Origin of the sequence: Pseudomonas sp. 13159349 (assembly GCF_013305685.1) — a bacterium.
Classification (GTDB): domain Bacteria; phylum Pseudomonadota; class Gammaproteobacteria; order Pseudomonadales; family Pseudomonadaceae; genus Aquipseudomonas; species Aquipseudomonas asiatica.
Window position 1 is genome coordinate 1,316,617 of the sequence record NZ_CP045553.1, and the last position, 13,775, is coordinate 1,330,391.

A 13,775-nucleotide genomic window follows, 5' to 3' on the forward strand; every position below is an offset into this window, starting at 1 on the left:
GATGAACGACTTGCAATCGCGGGCCGCGCGGACGGGCAACGCCAAGGGGGCGTTGTACCTGCAGTTTCGCATTCGGGAGCAACGCTTTGCCCTGAGCGTGCACGAGGTGATCGAGGTGCTGCCGCGTCAGCCGCTGAAACCGATCGCCAAGGCACCTGCCTGGGTCGCAGGCATCCTTGCGCACCGAGGCCTGTTGGTACCAGTGGTCGACCTGGCGGCATTGAGCTTCGGCCAACCGGCAGCGCAGCGCACCAGTACCCGCCTGGTTCTGGTGCACTACCGAGTCGGCCTACAGCTTGGTCTGATACTGGAGCAGGCCACCGAAACCCTGCGTTGCCACCCCGACGAGTTCCAGCCGTATGGCGTGGACAGCGGCGAGGCCCCGTACCTGGGCCCGGTGCGTCAGGATGAGCAGGGCTTGTTGCAGCGCATCGAAGTCAACGACCTGCTCCCCGATGCCGTGCACGAGTTGCTGTATGCGGGTGATCCGACAGGGATGCCGACATGAACGAACAGCATTTCTTCCGCTACTTGCGCGAGCGCATAGGCCTGGACGTGGAGTCGGTGGGCGCGCCCATGGTCGAGCGTGCGCTGCGCCAGCGTTGCGTGGCCGTGGACGCCGCGGACCTGGATGATTACTGGCTGCACCTGCAGCAGTCGACGGATGAGCAACAGGCGTTGATCGAAGCGGTCATCGTTCCGGAAACCTGGTTCTTCCGTTACCCCGAATCCTTCACCGCCTTGGCCAGCCTGGCGCACAAGCGCCTGGCCGAGCTGGCCGGGGCGCGCCCGCTGCGCTTGCTCAGCCTGCCTTGCTCGACCGGCGAGGAGCCCTATTCGTTGGCCATGGCCTTGCTCGATGCCGGTATCGCGCCGGGGGCGTTCATGATCGACGGCATGGACATCAGCCCCAGTTCCGTGGCCAAGGCCGGGCAGGCCGTGTACGGGCGCAATGCCTTCCGTGGCAGTAACCTGGGCTTTCGCGAGCGTTACTTCGATGCGCTCGACGAAGGCCACCTCCTGCATGAGCGGGTGCGTGACCAAGTCAGCCTGCAGGTGGGCAACGTACTCGACCCGGCCCTGGCCAGCCGCGATGGCCTGTACGACTTCGTGTTCTGCCGCAACCTGCTGATCTATTTCGACGTGCCGACCCAGCAACGGGTGTTCGAAGTGCTCAAGCGCTTGCTGCATCCACAGGGCGTACTGTTCATCGGCCCCGCCGAAGGCAGCTTGCTGGCGCGGTTGGGCATGCGCCCGCTGGGGATTGCCCAGTCGTTCGCCTACGTGCGCCAGGAGGGCGGTAGCGCTGCGCTGGCTACGCCCCCGGTCCAGCCCTTGCGTCGCACGTCGCCAGCACCTGCCAAGCCAGGCTCTCCGTTACCGAGCGCAGCGTTGCCGCGCCCATTGCGGGTGCTCCCCTTTGCCGCCAAGCCAGCACCGGCGCGCGAGCACAAACGTGAGGATGCAACTGAGTTGCTGGCCAGCATTGCCCGGCTTGCCAACGCCGGTGCCAGCGAGCAGGCCCGTGCCGAATGCCAGCGCTACCTGGGCCAGTTCGCGCCTTCGGCGCAGGTTTACTACTGGCTGGGGCTGCTCAGCGACACCGAAGGCGATGCGCAGCAGGCTCTGACCCACTATCGCAAAGCCCTGTACCTGGAACCGCAGCACTCCGAGGCGCTGGTACACCTGGCTGCCTTGCTGGCAGCCCAGGGTGACCTGGCCGGTGCCCGGCGCCTGCAGGAGCGCGCCGCGCGGGTTGGCCGGGAGTCTGAACGATGAAGGAATCCGCGATGCAATTGCTCGCCGAGGCTGACACGCACGTCGATGACTGCTGGAACCGCATTGGCGTGCACGGCGACAAGCAGTGCCCATTGCTGGAGCGTCATGTTCACTGTCGCAACTGCGAGGTATATGCCGCAGCGGCCACACGCCTGCTCGACCGCTACGCACTTATGCAGGACCACCAGGCCGCCGTGGCTGCGCCGGTGGAGGAAAACACTGGCCGCTCCATGCTGCTGTTCCGCCTTGGCGAAGAATGGCTGGCGCTGCCCACCGCCTGCCTGGCCGAAATTGCCCCGCTGCAGGCGGTGCATTCGCTGCCGCACCAGCGCTCGCGGGTGCTGCAGGGGGTGGCCAACGTACGTGGTGCGCTGGTGCCGTGCCTGTCACTGGCTGACTTGCTGGGTGTGCAGGCCAGCGCTGCCGAGCAACGTGGCGGCCGGGCGATGCCACGCATGCTGATCCTGGCCGCGGAGGGCGGGCCGGTGGTGATGGCGGTCGAGGAAATCGACGGCATTCACCGGCTCGACCCGCTGCTGCTGAACAGCGGGCAGGACGCCTCCCACTTCACCGCAGCGGTCCTGCAATGGCGTGGCCGCAGCGTGCGGGTGCTGGACGATCAACATTTACTGTCTGCCGTGCGGCGGAGCCTGTCATGACCCCAGAGCAAATGCGCGACGCATCGTTGCTCGAACTGTTCAGCCTGGAGGCCGAGGCGCAGACCCAGGTGCTCAGTGCCGGCCTGATGGCGCTGGAGCGTAATCCCACGCAGGCCGACCAGCTTGAGGCTTGCATGCGCGCGGCCCACTCGCTGAAGGGCGCGGCGCGGATCGTCGGAGTGGACGCTGGCGTCAGCGTCGCCCATGTCATGGAGGACTGCCTGGTGGCCGCCCAGGAGGGTCGCCTGCGGCTGAGCGCCGAGCATATCGATGCCCTGTTGCAGGGCACCGACCTGTTGATGCGCATCGCCACGCCTGGCGATGCCGGGGCGCAGGCGACCCTGCCGGTGTTCCTTGCGCAAATGGCCAACCTGCTCGACCCGGGGGCGGCAGCCTTGCCCCCCGCGCCGCCAGCCGTGCCAGCGCTGCCGGAAGCGCCGGCGCAAACCGTGCAAGCCGAACCTTTGCCGCTGCCCGTCGAACCCTTGGAGCCTGAGCCCGAGCCCGAGCTGGCCCCGCGTCGCAAGGCCGGCAAGCGCACCGGCGAAGGTACGGAGCGGGTGCTGCGGGTCACCGCCGACCGCCTCAACAGCCTGCTCGACCTGTCCAGCAAGTCGCTGGTGGAAACCCAGCGGCTCAAGCCTTACCTGGCCACCCTGCAGCGCCTCAAGCGCATGCACGGCCAGGGCATGCAGGCGCTTGATGGCCTGCGCTTGCAACTGGAGGACAGTGGCCAGAGCAGCGAGGTGCTCGAAGCCCTGGCACAGACCCAGCGCCTGCTGGCGGAAACCCAGCAGATCCTGCAGCAGCAGGCTGCCGACCTGGACGAGTTCGGCTGGCAGGCCAGCCAGCGCGCACAACTGCTCTACGACACCGCGCTGGCCTGCCGGATGCGGCCGTTTGCCGATGTGCTGACCGGCCAGAGCCGCATGGTGCGCGACCTTGGTCGTTCGCTGGGCAAGCCGGTGCGGCTGTTGGTGGAAGGGGAAAAGACCCAGGTCGACCGTGATGTGCTGGAAAAGCTCGAGGCACCGTTGACCCACCTGTTGCGCAACGCGGTCGACCACGGCATCGAGCTGCCCGAGCGGCGCCTGCTGGCGGGCAAGGCGGAGGAGGGCGTGATCCGCCTGCGGGCCTCGCACCAGGCCGGTATGCTCAGCCTTGAACTGATCGACGACGGTGCCGGCATCGACCTCGAACGCCTGCGCAGCAGCATTGTCGAGCGCGCCCTGTCGCCCGCTGACACGGTGGCGCGCATGAGCGAGGAAGAGTTGCTGACATTCCTGTTCCTGCCCGGTTTCAGCCTGCGCGACAAAGTCACCGAGGTGTCCGGGCGCGGTGTCGGCCTGGATGCGGTGCAGCACATGATCCGGGAGCTGCGCGGTTCGATAGAGCTGACCCAGCTGGCCGGGCAGGGCTGCCGTTTCCATTTGCAGGTGCCACTGACCTTGTCGGTTGTGCGCAGCCTGGTGGTCGAGGTGGGTGGCGAGGCCTATGCCTTCCCGCTCGCTCATATCGAACGCACGCTCGAAGTAAGTGCCGAAGAGATCGTGCAGATCGAGGGGCGCCAGCATTTCTGGCACGAAGGCCGGCACATAGGCCTGGTCGCGGCCAGCCAACTGCTCAATCGCCCGGCCGGGCAAACGCAGGAGAGCAACCTGCGCGTGGTGGTGATCCGCGAGCGCGAGCAGTTGTACGGGGTAGCCGTGGAGCGACTGGTGGGCGAGCGGGTGCTGGTGGTGATGCCGCTCGACCCACGGCTGGGCAAGGTGCAGGACATCTCTTCCGGCGCCCTGCTCGACGATGGCTCGGTGGTGCTGATCGTCGATGTGGAGGACCTGCTGCGTTCGGTGGAGAAGCTGCTCAGCACCGGCAGCCTGGAACGCATCGACCGCGGCAGCAGCGGCACCCGTGGCGTGGCGCGCCAGCGCATTCTGGTGGTCGATGATTCGCTGACCGTGCGTGAACTGCAGCGCAAGCTGCTCGGCAACCGTGGCTACGACGTGGCCGTTGCGGTGGATGGCATGGACGGCTGGAACGCCTTGCGTGGCGAGGACTTCGACCTGCTGATCACTGATATCGACATGCCGCGCATGGACGGCATCGAGCTGGTCACCCTGGTACGCCGCGACCAGCGCCTGCAATCGCTGCCGGTGATGGTGGTGTCCTACAAGGACCGTGAGGAAGACCGACGGCGGGGCCTGGATGCCGGCGCCGACTACTATTTGGCAAAGGCCAGTTTCCATGACGATGCGTTGCTGGATGCTGTGGTTGAGCTGATCGGAGGTGCTCAGGGATGAAGATCGCCATCGTCAACGACATGCCCATGGCCGTCGAGGCGCTGCGCCGGGCGATTGCCCTCGAACCGGCGCATCAGGTGGTGTGGGTGGCCAGTAATGGCGCCGAGGCGGTGCAGCGCTGCACCGAGCAGCAGCCAGACCTGATCCTCATGGACCTGATCATGCCGGTCATGGATGGCGTCGAGGCCACCCGGCGGATCATGGCCGAAACCCCTTGCGCCATCGTCATCGTCACGGTCGATCGCAAGCAGAACGTGCACCGGGTATTCGAGGCCATGGGCCACGGCGCCCTCGACGTGGTCGACACGCCGGCGCTGGGGGCGGGCGATCCGCGTGAAGCGGCAGCGCCACTGCTGCGCAAGATCCTCAACATAAGCTGGTTGATTGGTCAGCAGCGCGCACCGGCCGCACGACCGGTCGCCGCACCCGTGCGGGCGGCGTCACAACACCGCGGGCTGGTTGCGATCGGTTCGTCCGCTGGCGGCCCGGCGGCCCTCGAAGTACTGCTCAAGGGCCTGCCGGCGGCGTTTCCGGCGGCCATCGTGCTGGTCCAGCATGTGGATCAGGTATTTGCCGCGGGCATGGCAGAATGGCTCAGCAGCGCCGCCGGCTTGCCGGTGCGCCTGGCCCGTGAGGGCGAGCCACCACAGCCGGGGCAGGTATTGCTGGCCGGCACCAATCACCACATCCGCCTGCTACAGAACGGCCAACTGGCCTACACTGCCGAACCTGTCAATGAAATTTACCGGCCCTCGATCGATGTGTTCTTCGAGAGTGTGGCGCGCTATTGGACCGGCGATGCGGTGGGTGTGTTGCTTACCGGCATGGGTCGCGATGGTGCCCAGGGCCTGAAGCTGATGCGCCAGCAGGGTTTCCTGACCATTGCCCAGGACCAGGCCAGCAGTGCGGTGTACGGGATGCCCAAGGCCGCTGCGGCCATCGATGCCGCAGTGGAAATCCGCCCGCTGGAACGCATAGCCGGGCGCTTGATGGAATTTTTCGCAAAATGACGAAGTGTATTGAATCACGCCGCCAGGCCGGCAGTGATCGGGTGAACAGGTATGAATGATTTACCGATCGAAGGTTTCACGACCCCCAACGAGAACTCGGCGATGGTGCTGCTGGTCGACGACCAGGCCATGATCGGCGAGGCGGTGCGGCGTGGCCTGGCCCATGAAGAGAACATCGACTTCCACTTCTGCGCCGACCCGCACCAGGCGGTGGCCCAGGCCGTGCGCATCAAGCCCACGGTGATCCTGCAGGACCTGATCATGCCTGGCCTGGACGGGCTGACCCTGGTGCGTGAATACCGCAACAACCCGGCGACCCAGGACATTCCGATCATCGTCCTGTCGACCAAGGAAGACCCGCTGGTCAAGAGCGCAGCCTTTGCTGCCGGGGCCAACGATTACCTGGTCAAGCTGCCGGACACCATCGAGCTGGTGGCGCGCATCCGCTATCACTCGCGTTCCTACCTTACCCTGTTGCAGCGCGACGAGGCCTACCGCGCTTTGCGTGTCAGCCAGCAGCAACTGCTCGATACCAACCTGATGCTGCAGCGGCTGATGAACTCCGATGGCCTGACCGGGTTGTCCAACCGCCGCCACTTCGACGAGTACCTGGAACTGGAATGGCGCCGGGCCATGCGTGAGCAGCAGCAGTTGTCGCTGCTGATGATCGACGTGGACTACTTCAAGGCCTACAACGACAGCTTTGGCCACCTGGCCGGTGACGAGGCCTTGCGCCAGGTGGCCGAAGCGATCCGCGGCTCGTGCTCGCGGCCGACCGACCTGCCGGCGCGCTATGGTGGCGAGGAATTCGTCCTGGTATTGCCCAACACTTCGCCGGGTGGGGCACGCCTGATGGCCGAGAAGCTGCGCCAGACCGTGCTCGGCCTGGGCATCCCGCACACCGCGCCGGTGCCCGACTCGTATCTGACCGTGAGCATTGGCCTGGCTACCCAGACTCCGTCCATCGGCAGCCATAGCCGGCAACTGATCTCGGCTGCGGACAAAGGCCTGTACCAGGCCAAGAATGGCGGGCGCAACCAGGTTGGCATCGCCTGACAGGGCCTGCACGGTAATTGCAGCCATTCGGCGCCCGGCGGGTCTGCCGCCCTGCGGCGGACTCGGTTATACTCGCAGGCTTTTCACCGAATTCGTGCGAGTAGCCAGCCCATGGAAATCCAACCGATCCTGAACACCATCAAGGACCTCACCGAGCGTTCCCAGTCCATTCGGGGGTATCTTTGACTACGATCACAAGCATGACCGCCTGATCGAAGTCAACCGCGAGCTGGAAGACCCCAACGTCTGGAACAAGCCCGAGTACGCCCAGGCCCTGGGCCGCGAGCGTGCCATGCTGGCGCAGGTCGTCGAGACCCTGGACAAACTGTCCAATGGCCTGTCCGACTGCAAGGACCTGCTCGACATGGCCGTCGAGGAAGAGGATGAAGGCGCCGTAAGCGACGTCGAGACCGAGCTGCAAGCCCTGGAAGAGTCCCTGGCCCTGCTTGAGTTCCGTCGCATGTTCAGCGGCGAGATGGACATGAACAACGCCTACCTGGACATCCAGGCCGGCTCCGGCGGTACCGAGGCGCAGGACTGGGCCAACATCCTGCTGCGCATGTACCTGCGCTGGGCCGACAAGCGTGGTTTCGATGCCACCATCATCGAGCTTTCCGAAGGTGAAGTCGCCGGCATCAAGGGCGCCACCGTGCATATCAAGGGCGAGTACGCCTTCGGCTGGCTGCGCACCGAGATCGGCGTGCACCGCCTGGTGCGCAAGAGCCCGTTCGACTCCGGTGCCCGTCGCCACACCTCGTTCTCGGCGGTGTTCGTGTCGCCCGAGATCGACGACAAGGTCGAGATCGAGATCAACCCGGCCGACCTGCGTATCGACACCTATCGTTCCTCCGGTGCCGGTGGTCAGCACGTGAACACCACCGACTCGGCGGTGCGTATTACCCACGTACCGACCAACACCGTGGTGGCCTGCCAGAACGAACGCTCCCAGCACGCCAACAAGGACACCGCCATGAAAATGCTGCGGGCCAAGTTGTACGAGCTGGAAATGCAGAAGCGCAACGCCGCCTCGCAGGCGCTGGAAGACAGCAAGTCGGACATCGGCTGGGGCCACCAGATCCGCTCCTACGTGCTGGATGACTCGCGTATCAAGGACCTGCGTACCGGTGTCGAGCGCAGCGACTGCCAGAAGGTATTGGACGGCGACCTCGACCAGTACCTGGAAGCGAGCCTCAAGCAAGGGCTGTAAATCGCACACAACCGCCGCGGTACCTGGCCTGGGCCGGTACCGCGTGCCCTGCCCGAAAGGGGCACCGAACACCTGATGGAAAGAATGACGAAATGAGCGACCTCAAGACCGAAGCGCAAGACCTGCAACAGGAAGAAAACGCCCTGATCGCCCTGCGCAAGGAAAAGCTTGCCGCCGAGCGCGCCAAGGGCAATGCCTTCCCCAATGACTTCCGTCGCGACAGCTACTGCAACGACCTGCAGAAGCAGTATGCGGACAAGACCAAGGAAGAACTGGAAGCTGCAGCGATTCCGGTCAAGGTTGCCGGCCGCATCATGCTCAACCGCGGCTCGTTCATGGTCATTCAGGACATGACCGGCCGTATCCAGGTCTACGTCAACCGCAAGACCCTGCCGGAAGAGACCCTGGCTGCGGTCAAGACCTGGGACCTGGGCGACATCATCAGCGCCGAAGGTACCCTGGCCCGTTCCGGCAAGGGCGACCTGTACGTCGAAATGACCAACGTGCGCCTGCTGACCAAGTCGCTGCGCCCGCTGCCCGACAAGCACCACGGCCTGACCGACACCGAGCAGCGCTACCGCCAGCGTTACGTCGACCTGATGGTCAATGAAGAAACCCGCCACACCTTCCGTGTGCGTTCGCAGGTGATCTCGCACATCCGCAAGTTCCTCATCGAGCGCGACTTCCTCGAAGTCGAGACGCCGATGCTGCAAACCATCCCGGGCGGTGCCGCAGCCAAGCCGTTCGAAACCCACCACAACGCCCTGGACATGGCCATGTTCCTGCGTATCGCGCCGGAGCTGTACCTCAAGCGCCTGGTGGTTGGTGGCTTCGAGAAGGTATTCGAGATCAACCGCAACTTCCGTAACGAAGGCGTTTCGACTCGTCACAACCCTGAATTCACCATGCTCGAGTTCTACCAGGCCTACGCCGACTACCGCGACAACATGGACCTCACCGAGGAACTGTTCCGCGAGCTGGCGCAGCTGGTACTGGGCACTACCGACGTGCCGTACGGCGACAAGGTGTTCCACTTCGGCGAGCCGTTCGCCCGCCTGTCGGTATTCGACTCGATCCTCAAGTACAACCCGGAGCTGACCGCTGCCGACCTGCAGGACGTCGACCGCGCCCGCGACATCGCCAAAAAGGCCGGTGCCAAGGTGCTGGGCCACGAGGGCCTGGGCAAGCTGCAGGTGATGATTTTCGAAGAGCTGGTCGAGCACAAGCTGGAGCAGCCGCACTTCATCACCGAGTACCCGTTCGAAGTATCGCCGCTGGCCCGTCGCAACGACGACAACCCGGCTGTTACCGACCGTTTCGAACTGTTCATCGGTGGCCGCGAGATCGCCAACGCCTACTCCGAGCTCAACGATGCCGAAGACCAGGCCGAGCGCTTCCTGGCCCAGGTGGCCGAGAAGGACGCCGGTGACGACGAAGCCATGCACTACGACGCCGACTTCGTTCGCGCACTGGAGTACGGCATGCCGCCGACTGCAGGTGAAGGTATCGGTATCGACCGCCTGGTGATGCTGTTGACCAACTCGCCGTCGATCCGCGACGTGATCCTGTTCCCGCACATGCGTCCGCAGGCCTGAGTGAATTGAATGAGCCGCCTTTCGAGGCGGCTTTTTCTTGCCTGAAGCTTTATGTTGTCAGTACCGGCCCTATCGCCGGCAAGCCAGCTCCCACAGGGTTCCCACAATCTTCAGGACTTGTGCAGTACCTGTGGGAGCTGGCTTGCCGGCGATAGGGCCGGTACAGGCTGCAGATGACTTGAACCATGAGGTACCCCCTGTGACACCCGCAATGCCTCACCAGGGCGCCGCCGGCATCGCCACCGCCGTCGCCGAAAGCGTGCAATACCAAGGCCGCAAGACTGCCCGCCAGGGCAGCGAGCAGCGTCGCCAATTGATCCTCGACGCCGCCATGCGCATTGTCGTGCGCGATGGCGTACGCGGTGTGCGCCATCGCGCCGTCGCCGCCGAGGCCGGTGTGCCATTGTCGGCCACCACCTACTACTTCAAGGATATCGAGGACCTGCTCACCGATACCTTTGCCCAGTACGTCGAACGCAGCGCCGCCTATATGGCCAAGCTGTGGGCCAATACCGAGGTGGTGTTGCGCCAGTTGCTGGCCCAGGGTGACGGCAGCCCGCAGGCGCGGGCGCGGTTGGCTGACGAGGTAGCACGCATGACTGCCGACTACGTGCAGCGACAGTTGCTGAACCGCCGTGATTTTCTGATGGCCGAGCAGGCCTTCCGCCAGGAGGCGCTACTGTGCCCGCGCCTGGCTCAACTGGTGTGCGCCCATGAACAGATCCTGTTGCATGGCACCCGCCAATTGCTGCAGGTGGTGGGCTCGCAACAACCGGAACAGGACGCCCAAATGTTGACGGCGATTATCGAGCAGATGGAATATCAGGGCCTGCTCAAGGATGCGAACGCGCAAGCCGATGGGCAGATGCTCGCTATGCTTAGCCGATACCTGCAGCTGGTGCTTGCATCGGCCTGAGCCGAGACTGACTTTTCAAGGAGAACCTGATGAAAGCCTGGCGTGTGGTGTTGTTGACTCTGTCATTCCTGCTGCTGGGCGGTTGTCTGGTGACCTTCCACGAGCCCTTGCCTAGCAACCAGGCGGCGCCCAAGGCCCTGCTCGGCAAGTGGAGCAGCAAGGACGCCTGGGGCGAGCCGCTGAAGTTGGTGATCAGCCGTAGCGGCGGTGATGCCTACAAGGCGGTGGCCACGGCCAAAGGCAAGGCCCCTGAGGAATACGTGTTCACCGTGTCGCGCCACGGCAACCGCTGGTACCTGTCGGCTGGCGTGCCGAAGCGCCTGGGTGGCAATTTCCTGATCGGCGGTTTCGATATCGTCGATGGCAAGGAACTGGTGGTCTACAACCTGGATGTCGAGCAGGTGCAGCAGGCGGTGGACAAGAAGGAGCTGACCGGGCGCAGCACCGAAGTGCCGGAAGACAACGGCGACGGCGTGCTGATCGACAGCCCGTCGGCGCGGGTGCTGGCGTACCTGGACGACCCGGCCAACTCCGACCTGTTCGTTGAAGTGGCGCGGTTCCAGCGCTCCGGCAAGTAATTACCTGTGCCGGCCCAGGTCCCCTGTAGGAACAGCCTTGTGCTGCGAAGAGGCCAGTAGGGCAAACCATTTCAGTTGCCGCTAATGGCCTCTTCGCAGCACAAGGCTGCTCCTGCAGGAACCGAGGCCGGTACAGGCAAAGCAAGGCTTGGCACTTTGTTCCAATAAGGAGTCCCCGGTGGACGAATACCAGCAAACCATCCGCGCCCTGTCCGACCGCATCGTCGCGGCACAGACCCCGATCCGGGTTCTGGACGCGGTGAAGTGGGACGACAACATCCGCCAGGGTTTCCTCAAGGCCAAGGGCAAGGAGCCGCCGGCTGTCGACCGTGCCTACTACCAGTCGCGCCCGCTGGCGTTCGATTCCAGCGCGGTCAAGGCCGAGTTTCAGGGCATCGAGCGCGACATCATTCGCCAGCTCGGCCAGTTCAACCCGGTCGGGCAGATCATGAAGCGCATGTGCCGCGAATACCGCATGGTGGTGCGCATGCTCGAAGCGCGTGGCACCGAGGATTTCGGGCTGATCTCCCAGGAACTGTACGGCGCTGCCTCGGATGCCTTCCACGCTGGTGATCCGACCTTGGCCGACCTCGGCCTGATGCTGTCGGACTACCTGAACAACATCGATGGCCGTGGCGACCTCAAGGACGAACCGAAGAACCTCACCGCCAAGGAGGCCGTGGAAATCCTCCAGCACCGGCTGAACAAGGTGTTTGGCGAGGCCGAAGAGACCATCCGTGTGTTCGAGTCCGACGGTATCGTCGCCGATGCCGCGGCCGGGGCCGACTACATCAAGGTGCGTGCCGACGCCATGTTCAACTCCCGTGACGTGCGTGCCCTGGAGGTGCACGAAGGGCTGGTGCATGTCGGCACCACGCTCAACGGCCTGAACCAGCCGATCTGTACCTTCCTGGCCAAGGGCCCGCCCTCGTCGACGGTGACTCAGGAAGGCCTGGCCATCCTCATGGAGGTGATCGCCTTCGCCTCCTACCCCAGCCGCCTGCGCAAGCTCACCAACCGCACCCGCGCCATCCACATGGTCGAGGAGGGTGCCGATTTCATGCAGATCTACAACTTCTTCCGCGAGCAGGGGTTCGAGATGACGCAGAGCTACAGCAACGCCAGCCGGGTGTTCCGCGGGTCGGTGCCCAATGGCCTGCCATTTACCAAGGACTTGTCCTACCTCAAAGGCTTCATCATGGTTTACAACTACATTCAGTTGGCCGTGAAGAAGGGCAAGCTCGAACAGATCCCGTTGCTGTTCTGTGGCAAGACCACCCTGGAAGACATGCGTACCCTGCGACAGCTGGTCGAGGAAGGCCTGGTCGAGCCGCCCAAGTACCTGCCCGAGCAGTTCCGCGACCTCAATGCGCTGTCGGCCTGGATGTGCTTCTCCAACTTCCTCAACCACCTGAGCCTGGACCGTATTGAAGCCGATTACGCGAACATTCTCTGAGTGCTGCCGCCTGCTGGCCCTGGGTTTGATCCTGCTGGGCCTGGGCGGTTGCAGCAGCCTGCTGTTCTATCCCGAGCGCGGCCAGCCGTTCACGCCCGAGCGGGCCAGGCTCGAGTACCGCGATGTCACCTTGATCACTGCTGATGGCATCCGCCTGCACGGCTGGTGGTTGCCGGCCAAGGCCGGGGTCGAGGTCAAGGGCACGGTGCTGCACCTGCATGGCAATGGCGGCAACCTGCCTGGGCACCTGGGCGGCAGCTACTGGCTGCCGGAGCAGGGCTACCAGGTGTTGATGATCGATTACCGCGGCTATGGCCTGTCCCAGGGCGAGCCGAGCCTGCCCGAAGTGTACCAGGACATCGCCGCGGCCATGGCCTGGCTGGAGCAGGCGCCCGAGGTCAAGGGCAAGCCGCTGGTGCTGCTGGGGCAGAGCCTTGGCGGGGCCATGGCCATTCACTACCTGGCGGCCCATCCGGAGCAGCGCCAGCGTTTCAACGCCCTGGTGTTCGATGGTGTGCCGGCCAGTTACCGTGCGGTCGGGCGCTTTGCCCTCAGCACCTCGTGGATGACCTGGCCGCTGCAGGTGCCGCTGTCGTGGCTGGTGCCGGACGGCGACAGCGCGATCCGCTCGATCGAACAGCTGAGCAGCCCGCCCAAGCTGTTCTTCCACAGCATCGACGATACCCTGGTGCCGATGGACAACGGCATCCGCCTGTACCAGCACGCGCCAGCGCCGCGGGTGCTGCAACTGACCCGTGGTGGCCACGTGCAGACCTTCGCCGACCCGACCTGGCGCCAGGTCATGCTGCGTTTTCTTGACGACCCCAGCCATTTCAACGGCCTGCGGCGGCTGGCCGAAGTGCCCAATTACCCTGACGAGAAGAACAAGCAATGAGTGAAGAACGCAACGCCATCCCGCTGATCCTGACCGGTGTCGGCAGCATCATCGTGACGGTGGGGGCCTTGTGGTACTACGGTTACCTGCATTTCGCCAAGCCCGAAGATGCCCTGTTGCTGCAGGACTTCACCATGCTCAAGACCATCCCCGGCGAGGACTACAAGGTCTCGCTGGACCCGGCACCACAAATGGCCCAGTGCGTCGACGGCGTGTTGGTGCTGTTCGATACCCAGCAGAAAGGCCTGACAGGGGTGCTGGTGGACAACCGCAAGCGCGCTGTGCGTTGCATGGGCGAGGAAACGCCGCAGCAGGTGCAGTGAG

At 64.5% G+C, this 13,775-nt stretch carries 13 protein-coding genes; all 13 read left to right on the top strand.

Annotated features, from left to right (window positions below; all coding sequences use genetic code 11):
• Position 1: 1 nt before the first annotated feature.
• The 13 genes from GEV38_RS06120 to GEV38_RS06180 all read left to right on the top strand — a co-directional run bounded on the left by GEV38_RS06120 (position 2) and on the right by GEV38_RS06180 (position 13,774).
• Positions 2-508 carry a chemotaxis protein CheW gene (locus tag GEV38_RS06120; RefSeq protein ID WP_015269156.1) on the top strand — a complete coding sequence of 169 codons (507 nt, stop codon included), beginning with the start codon at positions 2-4 and terminating at the stop codon, positions 506-508.
• Entirely contained in the window at positions 505-1,779 is a 1,275-nt protein-coding gene (locus GEV38_RS06125; RefSeq protein WP_015269157.1) for a protein-glutamate O-methyltransferase CheR, read from the top strand. The genes GEV38_RS06120 and GEV38_RS06125 overlap by 4 nt, the downstream gene beginning before the upstream one ends.
• Positions 1,776-2,438 (top strand): chemotaxis protein CheW, encoded by a 663-nt coding sequence (locus GEV38_RS06130; RefSeq protein WP_054573213.1) that lies wholly within the window; start codon positions 1,776-1,778, stop codon positions 2,436-2,438. Before GEV38_RS06125 ends, GEV38_RS06130 begins: the two co-directional genes overlap by 4 nt.
• Complete coding sequence (locus GEV38_RS06135; RefSeq protein WP_054573214.1) at positions 2,435-4,738, top strand: hybrid sensor histidine kinase/response regulator; 2,304 nt, start codon at positions 2,435-2,437, stop codon at positions 4,736-4,738. Before GEV38_RS06130 ends, GEV38_RS06135 begins: the two co-directional genes overlap by 4 nt.
• Positions 4,735-5,748: a Wsp signal transduction system protein-glutamate methylesterase WspF gene (gene wspF, locus GEV38_RS06140; protein ID WP_054573215.1), complete on the top strand. Its 1,014-nt coding sequence runs from the start codon at positions 4,735-4,737 to the stop codon at positions 5,746-5,748. Before GEV38_RS06135 ends, wspF begins: the two co-directional genes overlap by 4 nt.
• A gap of 51 nt (positions 5,749-5,799) precedes the next feature.
• Positions 5,800-6,804, top strand: coding sequence for a Wsp signal transduction system regulator diguanylate cyclase WspR (gene wspR / locus GEV38_RS06145; RefSeq protein ID WP_015269160.1), 1,005 nt, complete (start codon positions 5,800-5,802; stop codon positions 6,802-6,804).
• A gap of 111 nt (positions 6,805-6,915) precedes the next feature.
• Positions 6,916-8,011 (top strand): peptide chain release factor 2 gene (gene prfB, locus GEV38_RS06150; RefSeq protein ID WP_096009945.1). Its coding sequence is split into 2 segments (ribosomal slippage): positions 6,916-6,987 and positions 6,989-8,011, totalling 1,095 coding nucleotides; the frame shifts between segments, so codons are not numbered across the junction.
• Positions 8,012-8,103: 92 nt separating this feature from the next.
• Positions 8,104-9,606, top strand: coding sequence for a lysine--tRNA ligase (gene lysS / locus GEV38_RS06155; protein WP_013971217.1), 1,503 nt, complete (start codon positions 8,104-8,106; stop codon positions 9,604-9,606).
• A 211-nt stretch (positions 9,607-9,817) separates the two neighbouring features.
• A complete protein-coding gene (locus GEV38_RS06160) occupies positions 9,818-10,522 on the top strand; it encodes a TetR/AcrR family transcriptional regulator (RefSeq protein ID WP_015269162.1) in 705 nt (234 codons plus the stop codon).
• Between the two features lie 29 nt (positions 10,523-10,551).
• Positions 10,552-11,100 carry a hypothetical protein gene (locus tag GEV38_RS06165; protein ID WP_003258915.1) on the top strand — a complete coding sequence of 183 codons (549 nt, stop codon included), beginning with the start codon at positions 10,552-10,554 and terminating at the stop codon, positions 11,098-11,100.
• Positions 11,101-11,278: 178 nt separating this feature from the next.
• Positions 11,279-12,556, top strand: a complete 1,278-nt coding sequence (locus GEV38_RS06170) for a flavohemoglobin expression-modulating QEGLA motif protein (RefSeq protein WP_054573216.1) — start codon at positions 11,279-11,281, stop codon at positions 12,554-12,556.
• Positions 12,528-13,451: an alpha/beta hydrolase gene (locus tag GEV38_RS06175; RefSeq protein ID WP_054573217.1), complete on the top strand. Its 924-nt coding sequence runs from the start codon at positions 12,528-12,530 to the stop codon at positions 13,449-13,451. The genes GEV38_RS06170 and GEV38_RS06175 overlap by 29 nt, the downstream gene beginning before the upstream one ends.
• Positions 13,448-13,774 carry a hypothetical protein gene (locus GEV38_RS06180; protein WP_013971221.1) on the top strand — a complete coding sequence of 109 codons (327 nt, stop codon included), beginning with the start codon at positions 13,448-13,450 and terminating at the stop codon, positions 13,772-13,774. The genes GEV38_RS06175 and GEV38_RS06180 overlap by 4 nt, the downstream gene beginning before the upstream one ends.
• Position 13,775: the final 1 nt, after the last annotated feature.